The 26247-nt window shown below is 69.7% G+C and carries 25 protein-coding genes and 1 pseudogene; 6 read left to right on the top strand and 20 right to left on the bottom strand.

The window, feature by feature from the left end; all coding sequences use genetic code 11:
• Positions 1 to 13 precede the first annotated feature (13 nt).
• The 3 genes from VG296_RS05950 to VG296_RS05940 all read right to left on the bottom strand — a co-directional run bounded on the left by VG296_RS05950 (position 14) and on the right by VG296_RS05940 (position 3304).
• Positions 14 to 1039, bottom strand: coding sequence for a helix-turn-helix domain-containing protein (locus VG296_RS05950; RefSeq protein WP_325563910.1), 1026 nt, complete (start codon positions 1037 to 1039; stop codon positions 14 to 16).
• Between the two features lie 254 nt (positions 1040 to 1293).
• Positions 1294 to 2025 carry a hypothetical protein gene (locus VG296_RS05945; RefSeq protein ID WP_325563908.1) on the bottom strand — a complete coding sequence of 244 codons (732 nt, stop codon included), beginning with the start codon at positions 2023 to 2025 and terminating at the stop codon, positions 1294 to 1296.
• Between the two features lie 112 nt (positions 2026 to 2137).
• Positions 2138 to 3304, bottom strand: coding sequence for a phosphotransferase family protein (locus tag VG296_RS05940; RefSeq protein ID WP_325563906.1), 1167 nt, complete (start codon positions 3302 to 3304; stop codon positions 2138 to 2140).
• 327 nt (positions 3305 to 3631) lie between these two features.
• On the opposite strand from VG296_RS05940, the gene VG296_RS05935 reads away from it, so the two are divergent.
• Both VG296_RS05935 and VG296_RS05930 read left to right on the top strand, forming a co-directional pair.
• Complete coding sequence (locus VG296_RS05935; RefSeq protein WP_325563904.1) at positions 3632 to 4921, top strand: hypothetical protein; 1290 nt, start codon at positions 3632 to 3634, stop codon at positions 4919 to 4921.
• Positions 4922 to 5060: 139 nt separating this feature from the next.
• Entirely contained in the window at positions 5061 to 6353 is a 1293-nt protein-coding gene (locus tag VG296_RS05930; RefSeq protein ID WP_325563902.1) for a glycoside hydrolase family 18 protein, read from the top strand.
• Positions 6354 to 6370: 17 nt separating this feature from the next.
• On the opposite strand, the gene VG296_RS05925 is transcribed toward VG296_RS05930, so the two are convergent.
• The 5 genes from VG296_RS05925 to VG296_RS05905 form a co-directional block, all read right to left on the bottom strand.
• A complete protein-coding gene (locus VG296_RS05925) occupies positions 6371 to 6823 on the bottom strand; it encodes a hypothetical protein (protein WP_325563900.1) in 453 nt (150 codons plus the stop codon).
• A gap of 31 nt (positions 6824 to 6854) precedes the next feature.
• Positions 6855 to 8078 (bottom strand): L,D-transpeptidase, encoded by a 1224-nt coding sequence (locus VG296_RS05920; protein WP_325563898.1) that lies wholly within the window; start codon positions 8076 to 8078, stop codon positions 6855 to 6857.
• 102 nt (positions 8079 to 8180) lie between these two features.
• Positions 8181 to 9944, bottom strand: coding sequence for a copper resistance CopC/CopD family protein (locus VG296_RS05915; protein ID WP_325563896.1), 1764 nt, complete (start codon positions 9942 to 9944; stop codon positions 8181 to 8183).
• A complete protein-coding gene (locus VG296_RS05910; RefSeq protein WP_325563894.1) occupies positions 9941 to 10672 on the bottom strand; it encodes a YcnI family protein in 732 nt (243 codons plus the stop codon). The genes VG296_RS05915 and VG296_RS05910 overlap by 4 nt, the downstream gene beginning before the upstream one ends.
• Positions 10673 to 10685: 13 nt before the next feature.
• Positions 10686 to 11300, bottom strand: a complete 615-nt coding sequence (locus VG296_RS05905; RefSeq protein WP_325563892.1) for a hypothetical protein — start codon at positions 11298 to 11300, stop codon at positions 10686 to 10688.
• A gap of 150 nt (positions 11301 to 11450) precedes the next feature.
• On the opposite strand from VG296_RS05905, the gene VG296_RS05900 reads away from it, so the two are divergent.
• From VG296_RS05900 to VG296_RS05890, 3 genes are read left to right on the top strand one after another with little or no spacing between them, the layout of a single operon-like run.
• Complete coding sequence (locus VG296_RS05900) at positions 11451 to 12047, top strand: DUF5134 domain-containing protein (RefSeq protein ID WP_325563890.1); 597 nt, start codon at positions 11451 to 11453, stop codon at positions 12045 to 12047.
• A gap of 7 nt (positions 12048 to 12054) precedes the next feature.
• Complete coding sequence (locus VG296_RS05895) at positions 12055 to 12609, top strand: GNAT family N-acetyltransferase (RefSeq protein ID WP_325563922.1); 555 nt, start codon at positions 12055 to 12057, stop codon at positions 12607 to 12609.
• Positions 12610 to 12644: 35 nt separating this feature from the next.
• Positions 12645 to 13679: a hypothetical protein gene (locus VG296_RS05890; protein WP_325563885.1), complete on the top strand. Its 1035-nt coding sequence runs from the start codon at positions 12645 to 12647 to the stop codon at positions 13677 to 13679.
• Positions 13680 to 13707: 28 nt separating this feature from the next.
• Here VG296_RS05890 and VG296_RS05885 read toward each other — a convergent pair whose 3' ends face one another.
• The 12 genes and pseudogenes from VG296_RS05885 to VG296_RS05830 all read right to left on the bottom strand — a co-directional run bounded on the left by VG296_RS05885 (position 13708) and on the right by VG296_RS05830 (position 24928).
• Entirely contained in the window at positions 13708 to 14430 is a 723-nt protein-coding gene (locus VG296_RS05885; RefSeq protein ID WP_325563883.1) for a WXG100 family type VII secretion target, read from the bottom strand.
• 49 nt (positions 14431 to 14479) lie between these two features.
• Entirely contained in the window at positions 14480 to 15457 is a 978-nt protein-coding gene (locus VG296_RS05880; RefSeq protein ID WP_325563882.1) for a cytochrome c oxidase assembly protein, read from the bottom strand.
• Between the two features lie 22 nt (positions 15458 to 15479).
• Positions 15480 to 16997, bottom strand: coding sequence for an NADH-quinone oxidoreductase subunit N (locus VG296_RS05875; RefSeq protein ID WP_325563880.1), 1518 nt, complete (start codon positions 16995 to 16997; stop codon positions 15480 to 15482).
• Between the two features lies 1 nt (position 16998).
• The gene (locus VG296_RS05870) at positions 16999 to 18531 is read right to left on the bottom strand and encodes an NADH-quinone oxidoreductase subunit M (RefSeq protein WP_325563878.1); all 1533 of its coding nucleotides are present in this window, start codon (positions 18529 to 18531) and stop codon (positions 16999 to 17001) included.
• A 60-nt stretch (positions 18532 to 18591) separates the two neighbouring features.
• The gene (locus VG296_RS05865; RefSeq protein WP_325563876.1) at positions 18592 to 20475 is read right to left on the bottom strand and encodes an NADH-quinone oxidoreductase subunit L; all 1884 of its coding nucleotides are present in this window, start codon (positions 20473 to 20475) and stop codon (positions 18592 to 18594) included.
• Complete coding sequence (nuoK, locus tag VG296_RS05860) at positions 20475 to 20822, bottom strand: NADH-quinone oxidoreductase subunit NuoK (protein WP_325563874.1); 348 nt, start codon at positions 20820 to 20822, stop codon at positions 20475 to 20477. Before nuoK ends, VG296_RS05865 begins: the two co-directional genes overlap by 1 nt.
• The gene (locus VG296_RS05855) at positions 20822 to 21367 is read right to left on the bottom strand and encodes an NADH-quinone oxidoreductase subunit J (protein ID WP_325563872.1); all 546 of its coding nucleotides are present in this window, start codon (positions 21365 to 21367) and stop codon (positions 20822 to 20824) included. The genes nuoK and VG296_RS05855 overlap by 1 nt, the downstream gene beginning before the upstream one ends.
• Positions 21364 to 21876, bottom strand: a complete 513-nt coding sequence (locus VG296_RS05850) for a 4Fe-4S binding protein (RefSeq protein WP_349259471.1) — start codon at positions 21874 to 21876, stop codon at positions 21364 to 21366. Before VG296_RS05850 ends, VG296_RS05855 begins: the two co-directional genes overlap by 4 nt.
• 77 nt (positions 21877 to 21953) lie before the next feature.
• The gene (locus tag VG296_RS05845) at positions 21954 to 22922 is read right to left on the bottom strand and encodes a complex I subunit 1/NuoH family protein (protein WP_325563868.1); all 969 of its coding nucleotides are present in this window, start codon (positions 22920 to 22922) and stop codon (positions 21954 to 21956) included.
• Complete coding sequence (locus tag VG296_RS05840; protein WP_325563866.1) at positions 22919 to 23530, bottom strand: NADH-quinone oxidoreductase subunit C; 612 nt, start codon at positions 23528 to 23530, stop codon at positions 22919 to 22921. Before VG296_RS05840 ends, VG296_RS05845 begins: the two co-directional genes overlap by 4 nt.
• 507 nt (positions 23531 to 24037) lie before the next feature.
• Positions 24038 to 24536, bottom strand: a pseudogene (locus VG296_RS32735) (NADH-quinone oxidoreductase subunit B); the annotation flags it as partial.
• Positions 24537 to 24544: 8 nt separating this feature from the next.
• Positions 24545 to 24928, bottom strand: coding sequence for an NADH-quinone oxidoreductase subunit A (locus VG296_RS05830; RefSeq protein WP_325563861.1), 384 nt, complete (start codon positions 24926 to 24928; stop codon positions 24545 to 24547).
• A 171-nt stretch (positions 24929 to 25099) separates the two neighbouring features.
• On the opposite strand from VG296_RS05830, the gene VG296_RS05825 reads away from it, so the two are divergent.
• Positions 25100 to 26247, top strand: a 1148-nt coding sequence (locus VG296_RS05825) for a 2-oxoacid:acceptor oxidoreductase family protein (protein ID WP_325563859.1), incomplete at its 3' end; no start/stop codon positions are given.

The raw sequence follows: 26247 nt of genomic DNA, 5'->3' as shown, positions 1-26247 counted from the left end.
ACCGCCCGCGCACTCAACCATCCACCGGAGTCTCCACGTCCGCCATGTTCTCGCTCACATCATCCTTGGACTCTTCCTTGACATCGTCCTTGGTTTCGCCCCGGTCATCGGTGCGGAAGCTGCCGCGATACGCGGTGGGCGAGGTGGAGAGCATCCGACGGAAGTGGCCGCGCATCGCGACCAGCGAGCCGAAGCCGCTGCGGATCGCGATCTGATCCATCGGCAGGTCGGTGGATTCGAGCATGCGCTGCGCGTACATGACGCGTTGGGCGTTGAGCCATTGCAGCGGCGCGACGCCCACGGTGCCGCGGAACTTGCGGTCGAAGGAGCGCCGGGACATCGAAGCGCGGGAGGCCATCGCGTCCACGTCCAGCGGCTCGGTCAGGTGGTCGAGCGCCCAGGCCATCGCGTCCGCGAGCGGGTCGCCGCGCAGCTCATCGGGCACGTCGTTGTCGAAGTACGGGGTCTGACCGCCGCGCCGCCCGGCCGGGAAGACGAGGCGCCTGGCCAGCCTCGCGGCGGCCTGGGCGCCGTGGTCGCGGCGCACGACGTGCAGGCAGGCGTCCAGACCGGCGGCCGCGCCCGCGCCGGTGATGATCTCGCCGTCGTCCACGCACAGTTCGCGCGGCAGCACCTGGGCGCGCGGATAGCGGCGGGCCAGGGCCGGGGCGTGCAGCCAGTGCGTGGTGCAGCGGCGGCCGTCCAGCAGCCCGGCCGCGGCGAGCACGAAGACCCCGCTGTCCAGGCCGAGGACGCGGGCGCCCTCCTTGGCCGCGCGGCGCAGCGTGGCCAGCGCCGGCTCCGGGGGGCGGTCGGTGGGCGAGCGCCAGGCCGGCACGATGACGGTGCCCGCGGCGTCGGCGGCGGCCAGTCCGTACGGCGTGGCCAGCAGTATTCCGCCGGTGGTGGGCAGCGGCCCGGCCTCGCCCATGCACGCGAGCAGCCGGTAGTACGGCAGCCCGTGGCCGCGGCGGTCCACGCCGAAGACGGTCAGCGGTATCGCGTTCTCGAACAGCGGCCCGTGCTGGAAGAGGATCACCGCGACGGTCCCCCGGTCCCGATGCGCCGCCAGCTGCGGCGCGGGTCCCGCCGCGACGGTTTGCGGTGCGCCCCGGCGGGGACGGGGTATAGCGCGCTCTGGCGTCACGGTGGGTACGGCTCCGATTCTCCGGCGTCGGGCCGACCCGGTGGGCCGACCTTGCGATCAGGATTCGTATATATTCCAAGATCGCTCCGATTGTCGACTCGGTTCCGTCCCAAGTTTGCCTGACACGCCGTCAGATGTGAGCGGTATCACACCGCCCGGCGGGCCCTGCGGTCACGCAGTGCGACCGGAAGCCGGTCTCCGATGAGGTACGCGGCCGCGCCGAGGCCGAGGGAGACGAGATGTTCGCGCCCGGCGAGGTTCGGCAGCAGCACCGTCTCGAGCACCATGGCGACGGCGATGGCCGACAGCAGGATGTAGGCACGGCATCTGAGCAGGACGTATACCGAGAGCGCGACGACGACGGTCGACGGGCCGGTATCCAGTTCGTACGCGTCGATCTGCGGGGTACCCACACCGAGCACCGCGCTCACAATCCACATGAGGCGCGCGGAGAGCGTGGTGAGCGCATTGGCGCACACGGCGAGCAGCAAAGTGCGCCAACGCCCCAATTGGACCTCGGCGACGCCGAACACGACGAGCACCTGGGCCACCGCTCCCCACGCGGGCAGATCCGGCGCGGGGGCGAACATGGACAGCGGCAGCCGCAGCACGATCAGCCAGATCGGCAGGGCCTGGTAGACGGCGGCGACATGCTCGACCAGCCACCAGCCCGGATCGGTGTGCTGGAGCAGCGCGAAGATCGCGATCAGGGCCGCGGAGGCGAGGGAGAGCGGGATCGCGCGCCAGCCGCGGGCGCGCACCTCGACCAGCACCGGGCGGAAGACGCGGTCGAGTTCGCCGGTGAAGAACTGTGCCACACGCACCGGCGCCCACCGCGTACCGCCGCTGCCCGCCATCCGCTCCGTCCCGCTGGCCACCGTCCCCGAATACCCGCCCCCCGCGGGCCGACACGCAGGGCGTCCGACTCACCCTAGGACATCCGGGGCTCGCGCGCCGGGCATTTCGCGCCCCCCGCGAGCGGGTCAGAGCTCAGAGGTTGTCGCGCAGCGCCGCGAGCCCGCTCTCCACGAGCGGGGCGACCCAGCTGCCGGCGCACTCCAGGCCGGGCGGCACGTGCAGTCCGTGCTTGACCCGGTAGTGCAGCACCTCGAGCAGTCCGGCCACGCGGTAGTGGTTGAGCGCGATGTACCAGCCGATCCGGCTCAGGTCGAAGCCGGTGCGGGTCGCGTAGCGGTCGGCGAGCTGCCGCTTGGAGGGGAAGCCGCGGGTGCGGGTGTGCGCCGAGGCGATCGGGTTGAGCGGCTGGTCCGGGCCCTCCCAGAAGGTCAGCAGCAGCCCGAGGTCCACCAGCGGGTCCCCGATCGTCGCCGCCTCCCAGTCCAGCACCGCGTTCACCCGGCCGATGGAGGCCAGATCGAAGACCACGTTCTCCAGCCGGTAGTCCCCGTGCAGCACGGCTATCCGGCTGGTGTTCGGCACCCCGGCGCGCAGCGCGGCGGCCAGCCGGGCGAGCCTGGGCACCTCGCGGCTCGCGCTGGCCGCGTGCAGCCGGTCCCAGCGGTCGACCTGGCGGATGAGGAACTGGTCGGTGCGCGCGTAGTCCGCGAGGCCGGCCGCGCGCACGTCCAGCAGGTGCAGCGCGACGAGCACGTCGAGCAGCCCGTGCGAGATCGCGCGCGCCTGGCTGGGACTGAGCGCCGCGCACTGCTTCTCGGAGCGGTAGACGGTGCCGATCGCCTTGGCGGTGACGAAGAACGGCGCGCCGATCACCGAGGTGTCCTGGCACAGCAGGTACGGCTCGGCCACCGGCACCCGGCCCGCCCGCCCGTGCGCCTGATGCAGGGCCCTGATGACCTGGTACTCGCGCCGGATGTCCGAGCGGCTGGTCTCCGGGGCCGGGGCGGCCAGCGCGGCCGGCACCGGGACGTGCCCGCCGGGCCCGAGCGGCAGCGGCGGACGGCGCAGCACCAGCACCCGGCCCTCCCCGTCGCAGAGCTCGTAGCTGAGGTTGGACCGCCCGCCGGGCAGCGGCATCGCGCGCAGCGGCGGTCTGATCGAACCCGGCAGCCGCACCGCGAGGTAGCGGGTCAGTCTCGGCAGGTCGATTCCCACGACCGTCTCCGACCAGGTCTCGGCGGTCCCCGAAGCGCCCACCGCGTGGTCCGGGGACGGGCCGTCCATGGCGCCGATGCTCACCGGCAGCTCCCAGCTCTATGAAGTACTGACGTCTCTGATCCCCCCGTTGGCCGCACCTCGGCCGGCCAGGCCGGGTGGGTATCAGGACGGGGCGCTCACAGCGCGCGCCCCGCTCGCAACGTAATGCGACGCGAGCCGGTTGGCTAGAGGGTGGCTTGGGGGCGGTATTTCCCTACTGTTACGGATCTCCCCCCTCCACGAATTAAGCAAGCGTTGCTAGGTTGGTCCTCGGCAAGATCTGGAACCGCCACTCACGCAACGGGAGAGGTCGTGACGAAGCAGCGGAATCAGGACACGACGTCCTTTACACGGTCACGGCGTCTCACCGTGGCCTTCGCACTCTCCCTGGGCGCGGGATCGATCGTGTACGGCACGGCCCTCGCCTTCCCGGCGGCGGCGGCTTCGGCCTCGCCGAGCCCGTCCTGCACCAGCACGGCGACCGCGTCGGCCTCACCTTCGAAGTCTGCGACGGCGAGCGATTCGCCCACGGCTTCGAGCACTGACTCGATATCCCCGACGGCGACGCCCACGGCCACCGGCACCGGCACCGGCACCGGCACCGGCGGGACCGGCTCGCCGACCGCCACCGGCACCGGCACGACCTCGAGCCCGCCCCCGACGTGCTCGACGGACACCGCCACCGCGACGGCGACCGCCACGAAGTCCGCGTCGGCGTCGGCGAGCGCGTCGCACACCGCGTCGGCCAGCGCGTCGCCGAGCAAGACGAAGACGACCACGGCGGCCAGCACGACCCCCGCGAGCGGCGGCATACCCACGCAGCCGGCCGGCGGCGGCATCTCGTCGATTCCGACCTTCGGCTACCCGGGCTCCGACTCGTACTTCCCGTACACCGCCGTTCCCCCGGGCGACGCCGCCTACCAACTCTCGCACGGCACCATCACCCGCGCGCAGATCATCGCCCGCGCGGAGCTGTGGGTCGAGGCGCAGGTGCCCTACAGCCAGACCAACTGGTACACGAACCAGAACGGCACCTACCGGCAGGACTGCTCCGGCTACGTGTCGATGGCCTGGGACCTGGATCAGAACACGGACTTCTGGACCGGGAACCTGAACCTGGTCTCGCAGACCATCGACCCCTCCGAGCTGCTGCCCGGCGACAACCTGCTCTCCTCGAAGCACACGGTCCTGTTCGCGGGCTGGGCGAACTCGCAGCACACCGAGTTCAACTACTACGAAGAGGCGCACCCGGGCACGGTCGCGCGGTACGTCGTGGACGCGCCGCTCTCCGCCTTCGTGGACAACGGTTTCGCGGCCTTCCGGTACGACGGAGTGGTCAACTCGACCACGCTGCCGCCGAACCCGTCCTCCGGCGACCTCTACGCGACGCTCTCGCAGCTGGCCTCCGAGATCAACCCGCCCGGCGTGAGCCCCTACGCGCCGCTCGGCCTGGGCGGGTACGGCCCGGCCACGGCCGGCGCGTCCGCGAGCTCCACGTCGACGCAGATCTCCCCGCAGCTCGCGGCGGACGACATCGTGAGCAGCGAGGGCATGCACAGCGAGGGCATGGTGCTCGGCGTGAGCGGCGTGTTCCTGATCGGCGCGGGCCTGCTGCTCCGGCGTCCGTTCTCGCTGCGCGGGTACCGCCGCAAGCACTGAACACAAGCACTGAACACCTGCCAAGCCGTTGCTCTTGTACCGCGGCCGAAATTGGACTATACCTGTGCTCGCTATGGTCTAGTCCATTTCGGCTGCCCGCACCTCAGGCTCGCCCCGTACCGAGGAGAGCAAGTCGTACATGAGCATATTGAGACGATCGTTCGCGCCCCTGTTGATCGCGGCCACGTTGCTCACGGCGGACATCGCGCTGCCCGGCGCGGCGCAGGCCGCGGCCCCGGCCGAGGCGCACGCCGGCGGCAAGGTCGCCATCGGCTTCTTCACCCAGTGGAGCATCTACAACGGCTTCCTGGAGAAGGACCTGATCAGCGACGGCGCCGCGAGCAAGCTGACCGAGATCAACTACGCGTTCTCGAGCGTGTCCGCGGCCGGCCTGTGCACCTCCGGCGACTCGTGGGCCGACTACCAGAAGCCGTTCACCGCCGACCAGGCCGTGAACGGCGTGGCCGACACCTCGGCCCAGGCGCTCGCGGGCAACTTCAACCAGCTCAGGGAACTGAAGGCGAAGTACCCGAAGCTCAAGATCGTGATGTCGATCGGCGGCTGGTCCTGGTCCGGCCAGTTCTCGCAGATCGCCTCGACGGCGGCAGGCCGGCAGGCCTTCGTGAACTCCTGCGTCGACCAGTACCTGAACGGCAACATCCCCGGGCTGGCCCCGGGAGCCGCCAAGGGCATCTTCGACGGCCTCGACATCGACTGGGAGTACCCCAACGAGCCCGGCAACGGCAACCCCTACGGGCCGCAGGACACCCCTGACTACACCGCGCTGCTGCAGAGCTTCCGCGGCGCCGTGGACCAGGCCGGCGCGGCCAACGGCGAGCGCTACGTGCTGACCGCGGACGTGTCGCCGAACCAGTACACCGCCGCCCAGCAGCTGCAGCTCCCGCAGCTCGCGAAGTCGCTGGACTGGTTCAACGTGATGACGCTGGACTTCCACGGCGCCTGGGAGAACCAGACCGACTTCACCTCGAACCTGCTGCCCGATCCGAAGGACCCGCAGGCCGCGAACGACAAGTTCTCGATCCTGCAGAGCGTGCAGTACTACGAGCAGCACGGCGTCCCGGCGGACAAGATCGCGCTGGAACTCCCGTACTACGCGCACGCCTGGACCGGCGTCGCGAACGTGAACAACGGGCTGTACCAGAGTGCGACGGGCGCGTCGGCGGAGGATCAGGCCGCGTACAACGTGGTCGTCAACCAGCCGGGCACGGTGCACTACGACCCGGTGACGGCGTCGATCTGGAAGTACGACCCGGCGTCCGAGACGTTCTACTCGTACGATTCCCCGCAGACCCTGACGGAGAAGGGCCTGTACATCGATCTCGCCGGCCTGCGCGGCGCCTCGGTGTGGTCGCTCGACGAGGACACGACCAGCGGCGCGCTCACGAACGCGCTGACGGCTTCGATGTTCTAGCCGACGGCTTCGCTGTTCTAGAGTTCCGGGCCCCTGCGATCGTGAATCTCCCCGGTCGCAGGGGCCTGCGGCAACTCCCGGGGGGCCCGTGGCAACGCGCCGCCGAAGAGCACGAACGCGTCCAGCAGCCAGACGCCGAGCCACACCCGCAGTGAGATCGATTCGGCCGTGACTAGGCCGTAGACGTAGAGACCGAGCCAGAGCAGCAACAGGCAGATGATCAGGCCGTCGGTGTACTTCCGCCCGACGAATCCGGTCGCCACGAAGGCGAAACCGCTCAGCAGCAGGAGCGAGACCCACCCGGTGTGGTGGTTGTTCCACTCCAGCCAACCGGCTCCCGCCAGCCACGGGATGCCGAGGACGCAGAAGAACACGACGGAGTTCGACTCGCCGGCCTGCTTCTTCTCGACCGGGGTGTCGGTCGCGGGGAGATACGTCGGAGGTATCGCGTCCTCGGGCTCGAGCACCATACCCAGACCATATAGTCTGACTGTTTTCCTGTCAGATCGCCGACTGCGCCTGCCAGGAGGACCAGGACTCCTGCCAGTCGTTGAAGCCGTTGCCCAGCGCGGCGGTGCGCGGGGAGTTGATGACGCGGATGACGTCGCCGGGCAGGGTGCTGTCGAAGTACCACTCCGCGTCGCCGGGGTTGGTGCCGACGCAGCCGTGGGACACGTTGGTCACTCCCTGGGCGGACATCGACCAGGGGGCGGAGTGGATGTATGAGCCCGAATAGGTGAAGTGCACGTCCCACTTCACGTCGGGGATGTCATACGCGTCGCCGAGGCCCGCTGTGCGCGAGTCCATGCGGACATCGGAAGACTTGTCGATCACCGCGTAGGTGCCGGCCCAGGTGTCGAGTCCGGGCATGCCGCCGGTGACGGCGAAGCTGTGCACCTCCTGGCCGTCGCGGTAGACGGTGGCGTGGTCGCTCGCGAGGTTGACCAGGGTCTCCTGGTCGCGGCCGACGGTGAAGTCGAGGCTGTGGTCCTTGGCGCCGAACTGGCCGTCGCCGATCTGCACGCCGCTGAGAGACATCGCCACGTGCACCTTCGTGCCCGGCTTCCAGTAGTTCCGCGGCCGGTAGTCGACGCGCTGGCTGGAGAGCCAGCCCCAGGAGCCCGGCTGCTCCGGGGTCGAATAGACCGTCAGGGCGTGCTCGACGCCGGCGCGGTCGGCCTGCGGGACCGGATGCTCGAACTCGAGGACGACGGGCTGGCCGACGCCGACGGTCGAACCGTCGACCGGGTACATGTCGTCGAACCTGATGTTGTTCTCCTCGTTGGCGGTGGAGAACGTCTCGTGCTGCAGTCCGACGCCGTTCACGCTCGGCGCGCTCGTCTCGGCGGTCAGCTGATAGGTGTCCGCGACGCGCAGGTCAGCGGCGGACGTCCACGTTCTGCGGTCCGCGCTGTAGCTGCCGGCGACCGCGTGGGCGGCCGCGTCGGCGAGCGTCACGGAGCCGATCGTCTCGCCCGCCGGGGCGGTGAGCACGACCGGCGTGTCCGGGGTGACGCCCGAGGACCCGTCCGCGACGCTGGCCTTCGCGGGCGCCGCGTTGTTCACCGGCGCCGCCACGTACCCGTCGCCGGAGCCCGAGCCGCCGCCCAGCACACCCGACTCGACGCCGAGCCAGCCGGCCCCGGCCACCACGACCGCCGCGACGCCGAGCGCCGTGGGAGCCTTCCACCGTCCCCTGCTGAGCCTGCTGCCTACTCCGTTCACGAGAGTAGTGTGCTCCGGTTCGACCATTAATATGCAGATTTGTCAGTCGGATGGAGCAGACGTATGTCGTGTTCCTTGACAAGCGGGTGAAGATCCGTCAGCTCAGGGGCTGATCTTCACCGGCACGGTGAGCGTCGTCTCGTTGAAGTTGTCGCTGCGGATGGTCACGCTCAGGGTCCAGGTTCCCGGGAAGCCGAGCGCGAGCGGCTGGTCCACGTAGTGACCGGGGCCGTCTCGCACGATGGTCGCGGTGAGCGGACCGAGCTTTTGGGCCGGAAGGGTGAACTGCAGGGTGATCTGAGCCGCGTCGTACGGCAGGCCCTTCGCGTTGTTCACGTAGAGGTGCGCCTGGTTCGGGCCCTCGGTGCCCGGGCCGACGTAGACCGTGATCGTGCCGGAGGCCGTGCCGGTGTTGAAGGCCAGCGTGGCGTTCGTCGGCCCGGTCTGGGCCGCCTCGGCCGTGCGGCCCGGCTGACTCTCCACCAGGATCGAGCTGATCGCCAGGACGATCAGCGCCACGCCGGCCTCCAGCGCCACCGAGCGGCGCAGCCGGGACAGCAGGTCAGCCGGTTCCATCCGCTGGGCCTGGGCGACGGCGACCCGGCCGGTGTGCTCGACCGTGCGGCGGATCCAGTCGCGGGCCATCCAGCCGAGGCCGGCCAGGATGCACAGACCGCCGATCTTCAGTACGACCATTCGGCCGTACGGGGTACCGCTCAGCGCCGACCAGGAGCCGACGTTGCGCCAGGCCTGGTAGACGCCGCTGACCACGAGCGCGCCGACGCAGCAGAGCGCGAGGCGGGAGAAGCGCTGGACCGCGGTGACCGACGCGGCCACGTCTGATCTGGAGTCCGACGTCGGGCGGCAGACGACGACAACGAGCATCGCGAGGCCGCCGAGCCAGAGTCCCATCGACGTCAGGTGGACCAGGTCGGAGAACACGGCGATCGGCACCTGTTCCCCGGTCGACGCGTGGTCGCCCGCCGCCCAGGTCGCCGCGCCGAGCACGCCGAGGACGCCGATCGCCGCCAGGAAGTACCCGCGGCCGCGGGCGGTCGCGGCCGGCAGCCGGTTGAGCGTGGCCGCCAGCAGGGGCGCGGCGAGGGCGAGCAGCAGCAGGCGCGCGACGACGGCCTGGCCGAAGCGCGTGTTGAGCGTGCCGCTGAGCACGCTCGAATCGAGGGCGCTGCCGAGCGGCAGCTCCCCCGCGTACGCACCTTGTACGACGAGTACTCCGATCGCGGCAGCGAGCGACGCCGTCCAGCCGATCGCCAGCACTCGGAAGGACCGCCGATCGGACGCACTCTTGGGCGAGCACAGGGCCAGGAAGGCGAATCCGCCGAACAGCAGCGCGTAACCCAGATAGCCCAGCCAACGCAGCGCGCCGTAGAAGAGGCCGACGGCGGTGCTCGACTTCACGTTGATCGAGGCCTCATTGACCTTCGTCGCCGACGCGGTGCCGACAGAGAACACGAATGCGCCCTCGACCGGGTGCGAGTCGGCCGAGATCACGTGCCAGGCGATCGTGTACGTGCCGTTGGCCAGGCCGGAGCGCAGGCCGATTTCGATCTCGGCGGGGTTCGAGGTGGACGTGGTGTCGCCGTCGTCCACGCGGTCGCCGTTCGGATTGAAGACCCGGATGCTGTCCGCGCTGATTCCGACGGCCTCGTCGAAGGTGAGCGTGACCTGGCCGGGCGCGGTCGTGACCACGGAGTTCTGCGCGGGGGTCGAGCCCTCGAGCGTGGCGTGCGCCGAGGCCGGAGCGGCCACCGCGAGCACGATGCCCACGGCGACGGCGAGCGAGACGAGCAGGGCCCTGGCCCGGCGGAAACCCGCCGGGCCAGGGGATGCGGGCGACAGCCTCACGGGGTGTCGCTCCGACGGGTCTTGCGGACGAACAGCAGCGCGGCGATGCCGCACGCGGCGCCGATCGCGCCGAGTACGAGCCCTGCGATGCCGAGGCCGTTGCCGGAGGACGAGGACGATGCGGAGGTCGACGCCGCAGCGGGAGCCGCGGAGGCCGTGGCCGTCGCCGTGGCCGAGCCGGACGAGTCCGGGGTGAGGGTGAGCACGGGTGCCGGGTGGTCCGGGTTCGGGTTGCTGCTCGTGCTCAGATCGATCCAGCGCACGACGTCGCCGTTCGAATACGTCTGCACCGCCTTGAAGGCCAACTGCGTCGTGTCGCTCGGCAGCGGGTCCACGGAGACCTGGAAGTCCTGGTACTGGCCCGGCTGGATGCTGCCCCCGGTCCAGTCGATCTCGTTGACGGCGGTGGTGAACGTGCCGTCGTCGGTGGTCAGCGGCTTGGCGAGCTTCACGGTGTGCACGGCGATCGTCCAGCCCGGCACCGGCTTCGCGAGCACCTGGGCGATCGGGTGATCCGTGGGGATCTGCAACTGCAGGGAGACCGTGTTCGCGCTCGACTCCTCGTTCGGCACCTTGAAGGTGAGCTCCGCGGTGGATCCCTGCGGCAACGAGGTCGGGCTGACGGTGACGTGGGCGGACGCGGTGGCGGCGATGGCCAGACCGGCGAAGGTGAGGGCGCCGACAACGGCGGCGCGGCGGCCCGAAGGCACGCCGAGGGAAGGCAGCATTAAACGAGAGCCCTTACATGTTGGTGATCGGGTGGAGCCTCCTATTCGTGCGGGGAACGAATGCGGGCGGACCGCGCAGCACCCGCGGGCTCGGCGCGGGACCCTCGGGCGGCGACGTCGTCTGCCGTGCGGTGGCGTGGATTCCGCGACGAGCCGGCAGCGGCGGCGGGCTGCTCAGTGCGGCGATCAGGCGGCGCGCGAGGAAGTCCCCGGCCGGGGCGGCGAGCGACGCGACGGTACGGCAGAGTGCGAAGAAGCTGCTCTCGCCGCGACCGAGCCACCAGCCGCTGACGAGCACGGCGACGACGTGCGCCAGGACCATGGCGGACGTGCCGTGGCCGGAGCCCATGGAAGAGCCCGGCATGCCCGGCATCGTCTTCGGGCAGAACCAGCCGAGTTCGACGTGCAGGCCGAGCTGCGCGAGCCCGAGCACGAGGGTGATGGCGAGCGACGACCGTTGCCTGCGGGCGAGGCCGTAAGCGGCCAGCCACACGATCGGCAGGGCGAGACCCGGCCCGACCCAGCTCGGGTCGCTGCCGTTGGCCAGCCGGTGCAGTTCGGTGCCGGTGCCGACGCAGACGAGCGCGAACAACGCCGCCCGCAGCACCCTGACCGAACTCGATTCCACGTGGCCCAGTGTGGCGCATCGACGGCGACCGATGAATGGCGGGGGCGCGCGGAGTCACATGTTTGCAAGCCCGGCGCACTGTTATAACGTTCGCTCACCGTGAGTAACGAATGTGTTGCGCGGGAAGCCCACTATGCGGAGGGATGCCACGTGCTGTCGATTTCGCCGCTTCTCGCCTGGTTTTTCACTCTTGTACTGCTGCTGCTGGCGGGACGGGCGACGGCCCGGCTCGCCCTCGAGAACCTGCCGGGCCTGGACCGCCATCGTGAAATCGGGCACGCGGCGATGAGTTCGGGCATGGCGGTGCTGCTGGCTCCGGGCGTGCCGCGGCCCCCCGGTGTCGTGAGCGTGAGCTTCTTCGCCGCGCTCGCCACGTGGGCCGCGTTCGACTGGGGACGTCGGGTGCGGGCCCGACTCCGTGGCCGCGCGGTCGAGTCCTGCACCGGCTCGCCCTTGCTCGATTCGCACCACGGGATCGTCGGAGTGGCGATGGTGGTCATGCTGCTGCGTCCCGGGATGGGAACGGCGATGCCCGGAATGGCGATGGGCGCACCACCCGGAACTGCAACGTTGCTACTCACGGCCTACGTCTGGATCGCGGCGCTCGTCCTCGGCGTCGGGATGACGCGCGTACTCGCGGCTACCGCGGAATCGGGGGAAACTCAGACCGTGCTCTCGTCGCCGGCGACGGTCTACGCGTGCGAGCTGGCGATGACGGTACTGACCGGGCTGATGCTCGTAGCATGAACCGGTGATGGAAATCCGCAGCGCCGACAACACACTCACGCTCCGCCCCTGGCTGCCACGCGACGTCCCGGCGCTCGTGAAGGCGCACGCCGACCCGGGCATGCGCCGTTGGCTTCTCAGGCATATCGAGGACGAGGAGCAGGCGCGGGACGCGATCGCTCACCAGGAAGAGGAGTGGGCTGACGGCACACGCTTCGTATTCGCGGTGACTGCGGCGACCGCTGTGACTTCGGCCGACGAGTCGGAACCCGTCGGCAGCGTCTCCGTCAAACGAATCAGCCGCATCAGCGACGCACCCGGTGCCGCCGAAGTCGGCTACTGGACGGCATCCGAGGCGCGCGGCCTTTCCATCGCGGTGCGAGCGGTCGAGGCGGCGCTGCCGTGGGCGGCCGAGCAGTGGGCGGCGGACGGAGCGCCGGTTTCCCGCTTCGAGCTCATCCATACGATCGGCAACGACGCCTCCTGCCGCGTCGCCGAGAAGCTGGGCTTCGAGCTTGCGGAGCAACTGCCGCCGCATCCGCCGAAGTTTCCGGAGCCGGGGCACCTGCACGTGCGTCACTGAGCGACACTGAGCGACTCAACGAGGGGGGAAAGACCATGCGGGGCAAGGGCATCAACTACGACACCGGCTTCTTCCCGGGCGGCGAGGACTCGCGCCCCGGCTTCGATCCGGAGACGGCGCGACGCGAACTGCGCATCATCGCCGACGAACTCCACTGCACGGCCGTGCGGATCTCCGGCGGCGACCCGGAGCGGCTGGAGGTCGCCGCGCGACACGCCGCCGAGGCCGGGCTCGAGGTCTGGTACGCGCCGTTTCCGTGCGAGAAGACCCGCGAGGAGCTGCTGCCGTATTTCGCCGACTGCGCGCGTCGGGCCGAGCGAGTCCGGCTCACCGGCGCCGAGGTGGTGCTGGTGACCGGCTGCGAGATGACGCTGTTCGACCACGGCTTCCTGGACGGCGCGAACAGCTTCGAGCGCATCGACACGCTGGCCAACGGAGGACCGGCCGTCTGGTCGCGGCTCGGCCAGATCGGCCGCGCACTCAGCGATTTCCTGAGCGAAGTGGTCGACGCCGTGCGCGCGGAGTTCGGCGGCAAGCTGAGCTACGCGTCGGGCACGTGGGAGTTCATCGACTGGCGGCGCTTCGACTACGTCGGCGTGGACGCGTACCGCGACGCGAACAATGTCGCGACCTTCAGCGAGGAACTGCGCCGCCACTCCGTGCACGGCAAGCCGCTCGCCATCACCGAGTTCGGCTCGTGCACGTACAGCGGCGCGGCCGACAAGGGCGGCCTCGGCTGGGCGATCCTGGACACGTCACAGCGGCCGCCGCGGCTCGGCGGGGTCTACGAGCGCAACGAGGGCGAGCAGGTGCGCTACCTGACCGAACTGCTTGAGATCTTCGAGGCCGAGGGCGTGGACAGCGCCTTCTGGTTCACCTTCGTCAACGAGCGGGCCACGCACAGTCCGGACGGCGACCCGCGGGACGATCTGGACATGGCCGGCTACGGCGCGGTGAAGACGCTGGCCGACGGCGCGCGCGGCACGGCGTTCCCGGAGCTCGGCTGGGAGCCCAAGGAAGTGTTCCACGCCATCGCGAAGGCGTACGGAGCCGCCGACCGGGAGAGCTGACTGCGCGGGCTGACCGCGCGGGGCTGAATCAGCCCGCGAAGTTCAGGTTCGACACGTTCGACGAGAAGGTGGCCGCGTGCTGCGCGATCGTGTCGGAGTGCTGCTGCAGCGCGGCCACGTGCGGCTGGAGCCCGGCGGGGTCGAGCATGAACTTCTCGGTGGCACCGCCCGAGACGGCGCCGACGGCGGCGAAGGTGAGCCCGTTCACGGCCTTCTCGACGAGGCCCTCCAGCGGTACCACGGCGGCGCCGATGACCTGGCCCATGATCTGGCCGATGATCTCCTGCTCGAGGAAGTCGACGACCTTGCGGCCCGCGGCGATGATCACGGCCTCCGCGGCTTCGGCGATACCGAAGGTCAGCACGGCGGCGGCCTGGTCGGCGACGAACGTGGCCGCCATGACGATGAGTTCGGCGATCGCGGCGGTCTTGAGGCCCACGATGGCGTCGGCGGCCACGTCCAGGGCCTCGGCGACGACCTTCGAGCCCTCCTGCAGGTCCTGCATGTGGCTGTTCGACATCTGCCCCCACGCGGCGACCAGCTGGTCGTACGAGCCGCCCTGGTACGACTCCTGCATCTGCTGGATCGTGGAGGTCGCGGCCTGGTGGGTGGACTCCAGGTTGGTGGCGAAGTCGCGGACGTGGCCGGCGAACTCGCGCACCTTGTCCTCGTCCACGTTCGGCCAGTTGATGCCGATGACGCTGAGGAAGTCCACCACCGGACCGGGCAACTCGATGGACACTGTCGCCACCCCCACTTACTCGCAAACTCAGAACCCGCATGAACCGACGGAGTTCAGCTTACGCGGCCGACCCCGAGTTACGTCTAGCCAGCCCGGCCAGATAATCGTTGTAGTCGTTGAGTTCCGCGTCTCCGTCGCGGTCCGCTTTGCGGTCCTTACGCTTCGCTTCGCGCCGGTCGGACTTCGCCCACTGCACGAAGAGAACCAGCAGCACGATGATCGTCGGCGCCTCGCCGAAGGCCCAGGCGATCGAGCCCGCGGTGTTCTGGTCGGACAGCGCGGTCAGCCCCCACGAAGCGGGCGGATTCGCGAACGCGGTCTCGAACAGCGAGTTCGACATCATGATCGCGATGCCGAAGAAGGCGTGGAACGGCATCACCGCGAACAGTTCGAGGATCCGGATCACGAACGGCGAGCGGTGCGGCGCCGGATCCACCCCCATCACCGGCCAGAAGAACAGCAGGCCGACGACCAGGAAGTGCACCAGCATCGCGTCGTGGCCGACGCGGCTGCGCATCAGGAAGTCGAACAGCGAGGTGAAGTAGAGCCCGTACAGGCTCACGACGAACAGCGGCAGCGTGAACAGCGGCGAGGCGACGACCTTCGCGAACCTGCTGTGCAGCAGGGCCAGGATCACCTCGCGCGGGCCGGTGCGGCCGGGTCCGGCCGGGTGCAGGACACGCAACGCGAGGGTGATCGGCGCGCCGAGGAGCAGGAACAGCGGGTCGACCATGGAGAGCATCATGTGCTGCACCATGTGCGCGCTGAACAGGTACATGCCGTACTCGTTCAGGCCGGTGCAGGTGATGCCGAGGAAGACCAGCATGCCGACGAGGAAGCTCACGGTGCGGTTGATCGGCCACGCGTCGCCGCGCAGCCGCAGCCGCAGCACGCCGAACACGTACAGGCCGGTCACCAGGATGGAGACGACCAGGAAGAACGGCTCCGGATGCCAGGTCAGGTACGACGAGACTCCCGGTGGCGGAAGAGTGTCCGCTCCCGGCATCCCTGGCATTCCCGGCATGCTGCTGGCCATGTCGGCTACTTTAACCCTCGCCTCAGCGGAAGGCGGGGGCGGGGTAGAGCGAGAAGAACACCGTGACGACCAGCGCGAGTCCGACCGCGATGCGCGGGCCGAGCGGGATCGAGCGGGAGAGCGTCGAGCGCTGGTCGCCGGTCGCCGGGGCGAACAGCGCGGCGGCCCAGCGGAGGTAGTAGAAGAGGGCGATCACGACGTTGACGGCCATCACGACGGCGAGCCAGGTCAGCCCGCCCGAGATCACCGCGCGGAAGACGGCCACCTTCGCGAACAGGCCCATCAGGCCCGGCGGAAGTCCGGCCAGGCAGAGCAGGAACAGCCCGAGCGGCCACGCGGCCCGCGGCTGACGGCTGCTCAGCGACCGGTAGTCGGCCAGCTCTCCGCCGCCCGGCAGCGTGCCGCCGAGGGCGCTGACGACACCGAAGGCGCCGAGGTTCATCGCCGCGTAGAACACCAGGTAGGCGACCGACGCGGTGACGGCCGGTCCGAGGTTCCCCGCCGCGCCGACCGCCTCGCGGCCCAGGTCGGTGCCGTTCCAGGTGGTCACGGCCAGCGGCACCAGCACGTATCCGGCCTGTCCGATCGTGGACCAGGCCAGCAGCCGTACCGCGGAACGCTGCCGTAGCGCGACGACGTTGCCGAGGGTCATGGTGATCGCGGCGAGGATCGCGATCAGTGTCCCCAGGTTGTGGATTTCGGTGCGGAAGGCGATCTCGAGGGTGAGGATGAGCCCGGCGAATCCGGCGGTCTTCGAGACGACGGAGAGGTAGGCGGCGACGGGGACGGGGGCCCCGACGTAGACCTCGGGGGTCCAGAAGTGGAAGGGCACGGCCGAGACCTTGAACGCGAAGCCCGCCAGCGTGAGCACCATGCCGGTCGCCAGGATCGAGGCGTGGTAGCCGGTGACGTGCAGCACGGCCTGCACGTTGGCGAAGTAGACCGAGCCGGTCACGCCGTACACCAGCGAGATCCCGAACAGCATCACCGCTGTGGACGCCACCGACATCAGGAAGAACTTCAGCGCCGCCTCGGCGCCGGTGACCTCGCCGCCGCTCTTGCGTCCGAATCCGACGAGCGCGTAGGCGGGCAGCGAGAGCGTCTCCAGGCCGACCGTCATCGTGATGAAGTCGCGTGCGGCGGCCATCACCAGCGCGCCGGTGAGCGAGCAGAGGATGAGGAAGTGGTACTCGCCGAACGGGACCTTGAAGCGGCGCGGCGCCATCAGGACCGTGAGAAGGGTTCCGGCGAGCAGCAGTGTCTGGATGGTCAGTGAGAAACGATCGGCGGAGTAGGAGCAGCCGAGGACGCCGGTGTGGCCGGGGGTCGCGCAGAACGTGAGGCGCGGCGTGTTCGCGACCCCGCCGATCCACAGGCCGAGTTCCGCGAACAGCGCGATGACGAGCACGCCCGCGGTCAGCCAGGCCAGGTCGCCCTTGCGTTCGTCGGGGGTGAACAGGTCCGTGAGCAGCACGCCGAGGGCGCCGAGCGCGACGATCAGCACCGGCATGATCGCGGCGTAGTCGATGCTCTGGTTCATGTCAGCTCGCTCCGAGGACGTGGTGGACGGCCGGATCCGCGGCGGCGAGCACCACCGCGGGCCACAGGCCGGCGAGCAGGGTCAGCGCGGCCAGCGGAATCCAGGACAGCCACTCACGCGTCGTCAGGTCCTGGTCGTGCTCCAGGACCGCCGCGTTCGCCGGGTCGGTGACCGTGCCCATGCACACGCGGCGCACGACGAGCAGCAGGTAGGCCGCCGTCAGCACCATGCCGATGCCCGCGATCGCCATGTATACGTGGAAGGCAGTGACGTTGACGCCGGGTCCGGGCCGCGCCGCGCCGACGAGTACGTAGAGTTCGCCCCAGAATCCGGCCAGGCCGGGCAGCCCGAGCGAGGCGACGGCCGCGAACGCGACCAGCGCGCCGTAACGCCGGGAGCGGCCGTAGAGTCCGCGGCCGATCGTGTAGAGGTCCGTGGTCCCGTAACGCTCCTTGAATCCGCCGACCAGGAAGAACAGCAGGCCGGTGATCAGGCCGTGCGCGACCGAGGCGTACAGCGCGCCGTCGATGCCGACCTGCGTCATCGACGCGATGCCGAGCAGCGTGAAACCCATGTGGCCGACCGACGAATAGGCGATCAGCCGTTTGAGGTCCCCGCCCTCGCGGATCTGCGCGAGGCAGGCGAGCGAGCCGTAGACGATCCCGATGACGCCGAACGCGCCGAGCGCCACGGCGTAGTGATGCAGCCCCTGCGGGACCTCGCCGACGCCGACGCGGATGAAGCCGTACGTGCCCATCTTCAGCAGCACGCCGGCCAGCAGCACCGAGCCGACCGTCGGGGCCGAGGTGTGCGCGTCCGGGAGCCAGGTGTGCAGCGGCCACATCGGCGTCTTGATGGCGAACCCGAGCCCGGCGAGCACGAACGCGAGCCCCTGCGCACCTGCCGTGATGCCGAGGCCGTGCCGCTGCTGCAGCGCGACCATGTCGAAGGTGCCGGTCTTGGCGTGGATCACCAGGAATCCGAGCAGCATCAGGGCCGAGCCGAGCAGCGTGTACAGGATGAACTTCGTCGCCGACTGCTGCTTCGTCGTGCCGCCGTGCGCGTCGTCGGCACCCCAGTGCGAGATCAGGCCGTACATCGGCAGAAGCACGAGCTCGAAGAAGATGAAGAACAGCAGCAGGTCCAGCGAGACGAACGTGCCGACCATGCCGACCTCGAGCGTCAGCAGCAGCGCGGTGAACGACCGTCCCCGGCCGTCGCGGGTCGTGGTCCTGACTGAATAAAGAAGGCAGAGCGCCGTCAGCAGCGTGGTCAGCAGGAGCAGCGGCAGCGAGACGCCGTCGATACCGAGGTGGAACCGCAGGTCCAGCGCTTGGATCCAGCTCAGGTCGAGCTGCCCCTGGAACCCTGTGCCCGCCGAGTAGTCGAACAGCGGCAGCAGGAGCAGCGAGACCAGGAAGGTGAGCGCTCCGGCCGCGGCGCCGATCCGCGAAGCGAGCTCGCGCGGCGCGAGGTAGAGCGCGAACAACCCGGCGGCCGGGATCGCCAGCAGGAGTACGAGGATCGCGGACACTTACCTTTCCTCCCTCGACCGCAGGAGTACGAGGCTGTGAATATCGAAAACCATGGACACTCAGCTCACCGTCCCGACGTACGCGTACACGGCGGCCATGATGACGACTCCGAGGAACAGACAGGTGAGATAGAACTGGATGCTGCCGTTCTGGACTCGCCGCAGCACCGTGCCGAGCCCGCGCGCGCCGCTGCCGGAGCCGCGCACGTAGGCGTCGAGGACGTTGGTGTCGAAGTAGCCGACGAACCGGGCGGCGGCGCGCGTCGGCACGACCAGCGCCACGTTGATGAGCCGGTCGAAGTAGAAGCCGTTCAGCAGCACGTCGCGGGCCGGGCCGAGCAGCGTCACGGCCGGGTCCGCCTCCTCGTCCCTGCGCCAGGCCAGATAGACCAGGGCGCTGAATCCGAGGACGAACAGCAGCGAGATCAACGTGGTCAGGCCGCCGGGCCACAGGTCGGCCGCGTTCGCGGCGCCCTGCTCGCCGTACCAGCCGCCGAGCACCCGCGAGAAGCCGGTGCCGAACAGCACGACGATGCCGAGGGCGGCGGCCGGGATCGCCAGCAGCACCAGCGGGATCAGCTCCGCCTGCGGCGCCTCGACCTTGGCCTCGTGTTCGCGCGGGGCGTCCGGGAAGGGCCCGTGGAACATGCCGAGCCACAGCCGCAGCGCGTACGCCGCGGTGAGTCCGGCCGTGATGAGCCCGAAGATCAGCACGATCTTTCCGGGCGCCGCGAACTCGCCGGTCGCGTTGTACGCCGCGCCGAGCACGCCCTCCTTGCCGAAGAAACCGGAGAACGGCGGGATCCCGGCGAGCGCGAGCAGGCCGATCGTCATCGTGCCGTAGGTGATCGGCATCCGGAAGCGCAGGCCGCCCATCGCGCGCAGCTCGTTCGAGCCGATGCGGTGGATGACGACGCCCGCCGCGAGGAACAGCAGCGCCTTGAACGCGCCGTGCACGAGCAGCAGGTAGATCGCCTGCGAGCGTCCGCCGACGGCCAGGCCGCCGAGCATGTACGCGAGCTGGCTCACGGTCGAGTAGGCGAGGATCTTCTTCACGTCGGTCTGGGCGAACGCGCACAGGGCCGCGCCGCACATCGTGATCGCCGCGATGACGGCCATCGCGATCAGCACCGCGGGGGCCAGCACGAAGACCGGGTAGAGCAGCGCGACGACGTAGATGCCCGCTGCGACCATCGTGGCCGCATGGATCAGGGCACTGATCGGAGTCGGGCCGGCCATCGCGTCCGGCAGCCAGGAGTGCAGCGGGAACTGGGCGCTCTTGCCGAGAACGCCGCACAGCAACAGCGCCGCGATCCAGCCGGGGTGGTTCAGCGAGTCGTTGCCCGCGGCGGCGAGAACGGCGTTGAGCTGGAACGAGTGCGCCTGCACGCCGAGCGCGATGATGCCGAACAGGAACGGGACGTCGCCCGCCTTCGTCATCAGGAAGGCCTTGATCGAGGCGGGTCGGGCCTCCGGCTTCTCCCAGTAATGCCCGATCAGGAAGTATGAGCAGGCGCCCATGATCTCCCAGCCGACCAGCAGCACGATCAGGTCGGCGGAGTACACCACCGTCAGCATCGCGGCCGTGAACAGCGAGATCAGCGCGGCATACGAGGCGTAGCGCGGCTCCCCGCCGAGGTACGTGGTCGAAAACGCCTGAACGCACATCGCGACACCCGCGACCAGCACCGCGGTCAGCGCGGACAGGCCGGTGATCCGGGTGCCGATCTCGACGTGGAAGGCGCCGGCGGTGCCGATCGAGTACGTGTGGATCGACGGGCCGCCGCTGCCGTGGTCGAGCGCCACGATCAGGGTGAGCACGAGCGCCGCGGCGACCGGCGCGGTGGACCAGAACTTCACGTGCCGCAGGTCGCGGCCCCCGGCGAAGGTGACGGCGGCGCCGAAGGCAGGCAGCACCGAGGCGAGCAGGGCGAGGGTGTTCATCAGCGGGCTACCTCGAGCTCGTCGGTGTCCACGGATTCGACCGGTTCGGCCAGCTCCCGCTGCTCGCCGAGGTCGGACGTGGCCCGCTGCCGGTAGAGCAGCAGCACGATCGCCAGGCCCAGTCCCGTCTCGGCGGCGGCGATCGTGATGATGAACAGCGTGAAGATCTGCCCCATGCCGTACTGGTCGCGCAGTATCGCGCTGAAGCTGACCAGGTTGAGGGTGACGGCGTTGAGCAGGAGTTCGATCGCCATCAGGACCGCGATCGCATTGCGCCGCGCGAGCACTCCGTAGAGGCCGATGGCGAACAGCAGCGCGCCGAGGACAAGTGGGTAGACGGCGTGCATCAGGCCTCGGCCTCCTCGTTCCGCTGCCCGCGCCGGGACAGCACGATCGCGCCGACCAGCGCGGCGAGCAGCAGCACGGACAGCAGCTCGAAGGGCAGCACCCAGTAGGTGAACAGCTGCGAGCCGAGGGCCCTGCCGCTGCCGAGCGCCACGGAGCCGCGCGGGTTGAACCACGTGTGCTGATACGCCTGGACGACCACCGTGACCAGCGTCCCTGCGGCGCCCAGCCCGACGATCAGGGCGGGCCAGCGGTTGCGCACGTTGAGTTCCTCGGTCGGGCCGATCGGCGCGCGGGTCAGCATCAGACCGAACAGGAACAGCACGATGATCGCGCCCGCGTAGAGCAGCACCTGGATCCAGGCGAGCAGTTCGGCGGACAGCAGCAGGTATTCGACCGCGATCGAGCCCATGCAGACGAGCAGCCAGAGCGCGGCGTAGACCAGGTTCTTGATCGTGACCACGAGAAGTCCGGAGCCGAGCACGACCAGCCCGACGAGCACGAACGCGATCTCGACGCCGGTTGGTGACAGGTAGCCGTGCGTCACTCGGCGTCCCCCTGTTCGGCGGGCGGCTCCGCCGCGGCTTCCAGCGCCGCCTGCTTCTTCGCGGCCGACTTCTGCGCGAGGGCGATCTCCTTCGGGTCCTCGGCCGCGTCGTCCAGGGCGACCGGCGGCGGGATCGACTCGACCCACTGGCCGAGCCGGTCCTTCTCGTGCAGCAGATCACGCAGGTCGTACTCGGCATACTCGAACTCGGGCGACCACTCGAGCGCGTCGAAGGGGCAGACCTCGATGCAGATCCCGCAGTACATGCACAGCGAGAAGTCGATCGCGAAGCGGTCAAGCACGTTGCGGGTTCGCTCGCGCCCGCCCTCGGCCGGCGCCGGGATCGTCTCCTTGTGCGAGTCGATGTAGATGCACCAGTCGGGGCACTCGCGCGCGCAGAGCATGCAGGAGGTGCAGTTCTCGTCGATCAGCGCGATCACGCCACGGGTGCGCGGCGGCAGCTCCGGGGCCACGTCCGGGTACTGCCGCGTGTGCGCGGGCGTGACCATGTTCTTGAGCGTGGTCGCCAGGCCCTGCACGAGCCCGGCACCCGGCACGGCCTTCTTCTTTTCCTGCTCGTTCTCGGTCACAGCACCCTCACGACCCCGGTAAGCGCGAGCTGGGCCAGGGACAGCGGGATGAGTACCGTCCAGGCGAACTTCTGCAGTTGGTCGGCGCGCAACCGGGGGTAGCTCACGCGCAGCCAGATCACCACGAAGGCCAGCAGCATGGTCTTGATGCCCGTCCACAGCCAGCCGAGGTGCTGGTCCGCGAACGGACCGTGCCAGCCGCCGAGGAAGAGCACCGCGGTCAGCAGGCAGAGCAGCACGATTCCGGCGTACTCGGCGAGCAGGAACAGGGCGAAGCGCAGGCCGGTGTACTCGGTGTACGCGCCGAAGATGATCTCGGAGTCGGCGACCGGCATGTCGAACGGCGGCCGCTGCAGTTCGGCGAGTCCGGCGGTGAAGAACACGAAGCCGCCGACCAGCTGCCAGGGAATCCAGTACCAGTGCCAGGCGGCGAGGATCCCGGTCAGCGAGAGCGTGCCCGCGGCCATCGCGACGGAGACGGCGGCCAGCAGCATCGGCAGCTCATAGGCCATCAGCTGCGCGGCCGAGCGAAGGCCGCCGAGCAGCGAGTACTTGTTCGCGCTGCTCCAACCGGCCATCAGCGGCCCGAGCACGGCGACGCCCATGACGGCGAGCGCGAAGAACAGCCCGAGGTCGAGGTCGACGCCCACCTGCGTACCCGGCCCGATCGGGACGACGACCAGCGCGAGCAGGTACGGGATGAGCGCGACGGCCGGCGCGAGCTGGAAGACGCGCCGGTCGGCGGCCGCCGGGACGACCGCCTCCTTCTGCGCGAACTTCACGCCGTCCGCGACGAGCTGCGCCCAGCCGTGGAAGCCGCCCGCCTCCATCGGACCGAGCCGGCCCTGCATGTGCGCCATGGCCTTGTGCTCCATCTGGCCCACGACGAGCGGGACCACCATGAAGACGAGGAAGATGACGACGATGCGCAGCCCGACCTCGAGCCACCAGGTCAGAGAGCTCATTCCGAACCCTCCGGCACATGGGGCTTGAGCCATTCCGCACCCGGCACACCGGGCGGCAGCATCCTGCGGCGTCCGGGCGAGGCGGCGGTGTGCTCGGACTCGCCCGGCTCCTTCGCACCCGGCCACGCCTTGGCGACCCGCGAGGCGAGCACGAAGTCCTTGCGCAGCGGGTGCCCCTCGAAGCCGTCCGGCAGCAGCAGCGGCTTGAGCCCGTCGTGCCCGGTGAATTCGATGCCGAACATCTCGAAGGTCTCGCGCTCGTGCCACGCCGCGCCTCGGTACACGCCGGTCGCGGTGTCGAGCCTCGCGGCCTGCCGTTCGTCCTTGGGGATGCGCGTGCGCACGATGAAGCCCTGCGCCTTGCCCAGCTTTCCCGGCCCGCGGTCCGCGGTGGACACGACGAACGCGGCCACCAGGTACCCGGCCTCGAGCTCGTCGACGCCGGTCAGCCAGTCCAGGAAGTCGGCGCCGAGCCCGTCGCGCGCGGCGGTCAGCGTGGCGACCCAGCCCTCGGCGGCCACGGTGGCGAGCACGCGGCCGAACTGCTCGGTGACCTCGACGTCCGGGCCGAGCGCGGCGGAGATCACGGCCAGGTCCTCAGCGGTCATCATCGTGCTCCCACGCCTGGTCCTCGACGGCCTCGTCGAACAGTTCCATGCCGTGATCGCGGGCCCTGCGCAACTCGCGGAAGTAGCGCCGGCGCGGCGGCCGCTTGCGGATCGGCGGCAGCTCGGCGGTCCGCTCCACGGCCGGGACCTCCTCCTCGACGGGCACGACCGGCAACTGCTGGGTCGGCGCGTTCTCGGCGGACTCGGATGCGGGCGGCGGCGCGATGATCTCGGTGGGCAGCTCGGGCTCGACAACGGGCACGACCTGGGTCGTCGCCTCCGTCGTCGGCTCGACGACAGGCACCACCTGCGTCGTCGCCTCCGTCGTCTGCTCGACGACGGGCACCACCTGCGTCGTCGCCTCCGTGGTCGCCTCGACCACCGGCCGCAACGGCTCGGTGGCCTCCATACCGCTCTCGACCACGGGCGGCGCGGACGGCAGCGGCTTCGGCTTCTTCGCCTTGACCGGCCTCGGCAGCTTAGGCGGCTTGCCGGTCGTACCGGTCGTGCCCTCCCTGGCGATCCGCTCCTGCAGCTTCACGATCCCCTGCAGCAGCGCCTCGGGCCGCGGCGGGCAGCCGGGCACGTACACGTCCACCGGAATGAGCTGGTCCACGCCCTTGGTCACGCAGTACGAGTCCCAGTACGGCCCGCCGCAGTTCGCGCACGAGCCGAAGGAGATCACGTACTTCGGCTCGGGCATCTGCTCGTAGAGCCGCTTGACCGCGGGGGCCATCTTGTCGCTGACCGTGCCGGAGACGACCATCAGGTCGGCCTGCCGCGGGCCGGGGGCGAAGGGGATCACGCCGAGCCGGATGAAGTCGTGCCGGGCCATCGAGCTGGCGATGAACTCGATCGCGCAGCAGGCGAGGCCGAAGTTGAACACCCAGAGTGAGTACTTCCGGCCCCAGTTCAGGACCAGTTTCACCGGTTTGGGTGCGAGCTCGAAGGCTGATCCGAACTGCCGCGTGTCGGCCGCGGACCCGGCCGCGGGCACCGCGGGGATGCCGAGGTCTACTGATCCAGCCACGTCAGCACGCCCTTCTTATAGGCGTAGAGAATCCCCACGGCGAGGAATCCGATGAACACGAACATCTCAAGCAGCGTGGCGCCCCGGAAGCCCGGCGCGGCGAAGACCGTGGCCCACGGGAACAGGTACACCGAGTCGACCGCGAAGATGACGTACAGGTAGGCATACACGTAATAACGCACGTGGGTGTGCGCCCAGCCCTCGCCCACCGGGTCCACGCCGCTCTCGTAGGTCAGCAGCTTCTCCCGGGTCGGCCGCAGCGGGGAGAGCAGCCGGTTCGCGGTGAGCGCGGAGGCCACGAAAAGGATCCCCACCAGGAACAGAATACCGACGATCGAATACGCGGAGTAATAGGTCGTATGGCTCATCCCGCGCTCCGCTCCTAGCCGATATACCTGTTGAGGTTCCTCTCGTCGCACAAGCGTACCGGCCGGGCGCACACACCCTACGCAAGCGCCTCTGACAGGAGCTCAGGCGTAGACTGGTCCTAACACGACGTGCAACGTTCGTAACGCTAACGGGCAGGCGGGTGTCGAGCTGTGACGGTGATCGAAGGGGCTTCGGCCAAGGGCGTACAGCGGCTGAGCCGGGTGGTGATCCGCATCGCCGGCGACTCGGGCGACGGGATGCAGCTGACCGGTGACCGTTTCACGCAGGAGACCGCGCTCCTCGGGAACGACCTGTCCACGCTGCCGGACTTCCCGGCCGAGATCCGCGCTCCCGCCGGTACCCTGCCCGGAGTCTCGGCCTTCCAGCTGCACTTCGCCGACCACGACATCCTCACCCCGGGCGACGCCCCGGACGTGCTGGTCGCGATGAACCCGGCCGCGCTCAAGGTGAACCTGGCGGCGGTGCCGCGCGGCGGGACGGTGATCGTCAACACCGACGAGTTCACCGAGCGCGCGCTGAAGAAGGTGGGCTACCAGAAGAACCCGCTGGAGGACGGCAGCCTGGACGGCTTCAGCGTGCACAAGGTCGCGCTGACCTCGCAGACCGTCCGCGCGCTGGATGGTCATCCGCTCAGCCGCAAGGAGGCCGAGCGGGCGAAGAACATGTACGCCCTCGGCCTGCTGTCCTGGCTCTACCAGCGGCCGACCGAGCAGACGCTGAAGTTCCTGGAGCAGAAGTTCGCCAAGCAGCCGGCGATCGTCGCGGCGAACCTGGCCGCGTTCCAGGCCGGCTGGAACTACGGGGAGACCACCGAGGAGTTCGAGGTCTCCTACGAGGTGGCCCCGGCCGCGCTGCCGGCGGGCCGCTACCGCAACATCTCCGGCAACCGCGCGCTGGCGTACGGCCTGATCAGCGGCTCGCAGCGGAGCGGGCTCCCGCTGTTCCTCGGCTCGTACCCGATCACCCCGGCCTCGGACATCCTGCACGAGCTGGCCCGGCACAAGGCCTTCGGCGTGCGCACCTTCCAGGCCGAGGACGAGATCGCGGCGGTCGGCGCGGCGCTCGGCGCCGCGTACGGCGGGTCCCTCGGCGTGACCACCACCTCGGGTCCGGGCGTCGCCCTCAAGTCCGAGGCGATCGGCCTGGCGGTCTCGCTCGAACTGCCGCTGGTCATCTGCGACATCCAGCGCGGCGGGCCGTCCACCGGGCTGCCGACCAAGACCGAGCAGGCCGACCTGCTGCAGGCGATGTTCGGCCGCAACGGCGAGTCGCCGGTCCCGATCGTGGCCCCGCGCTC

Origin of the sequence: Actinospica sp., assembly GCF_035552695.1 — a bacterium.
Lineage (GTDB): Bacteria > Actinomycetota > Actinomycetes > Streptomycetales > Catenulisporaceae > Actinospica.
The sequence above is the reverse complement of the archived record's forward strand: the minus strand, read 5'-3'. Positions and strand labels throughout refer to the sequence as shown.

Bases quoted from the DNA above. Each gene is read 5' to 3' on its own strand.
- nuoK (WP_325563874.1), bottom strand. From the start codon at position 20,822: ATGCACGCCGTCTACCCACTTGTCCTCGGCGCGCTGCTGTTCGCCATC.
- VG296_RS05930 (WP_325563902.1), top strand. From the start codon at position 5,061: ATGAGCATATTGAGACGATCGTTCGCGCCCCTGTTGATCGCGGCCACG.
- VG296_RS05890 (WP_325563885.1), top strand. From the start codon at position 12,645: ATGCGGGGCAAGGGCATCAACTACGACACCGGCTTCTTCCCGGGCGGC.
- VG296_RS05865 (WP_325563876.1), bottom strand. From the start codon at position 20,475: ATGAACACCCTCGCCCTGCTCGCCTCGGTGCTGCCTGCCTTCGGCGCC.
- VG296_RS05850 (WP_349259471.1), bottom strand. From the start codon at position 21,876: ATGGTCACGCCCGCGCACACGCGGCAGTACCCGGACGTGGCCCCGGAG.
- VG296_RS05910 (WP_325563894.1), bottom strand. From the start codon at position 10,672: ATGCTGCCTTCCCTCGGCGTGCCTTCGGGCCGCCGCGCCGCCGTTGTC.
- VG296_RS05875 (WP_325563880.1), bottom strand. From the start codon at position 16,997: ATGAACCAGAGCATCGACTACGCCGCGATCATGCCGGTGCTGATCGTC.
- VG296_RS05895 (WP_325563922.1), top strand. From the start codon at position 12,055: ATGGAAATCCGCAGCGCCGACAACACACTCACGCTCCGCCCCTGGCTG.
- VG296_RS05880 (WP_325563882.1), bottom strand. From the start codon at position 15,457: ATGGCCAGCAGCATGCCGGGAATGCCAGGGATGCCGGGAGCGGACACT.
- VG296_RS05830 (WP_325563861.1), bottom strand. From the start codon at position 24,928: ATGAGCCATACGACCTATTACTCCGCGTATTCGATCGTCGGTATTCTG.
- VG296_RS05925 (WP_325563900.1), bottom strand. From the start codon at position 6,823: ATGGTGCTCGAGCCCGAGGACGCGATACCTCCGACGTATCTCCCCGCG.
- VG296_RS05845 (WP_325563868.1), bottom strand. From the start codon at position 22,922: ATGAGCTCTCTGACCTGGTGGCTCGAGGTCGGGCTGCGCATCGTCGTC.
- VG296_RS05840 (WP_325563866.1), bottom strand. From the start codon at position 23,530: ATGACCGCTGAGGACCTGGCCGTGATCTCCGCCGCGCTCGGCCCGGAC.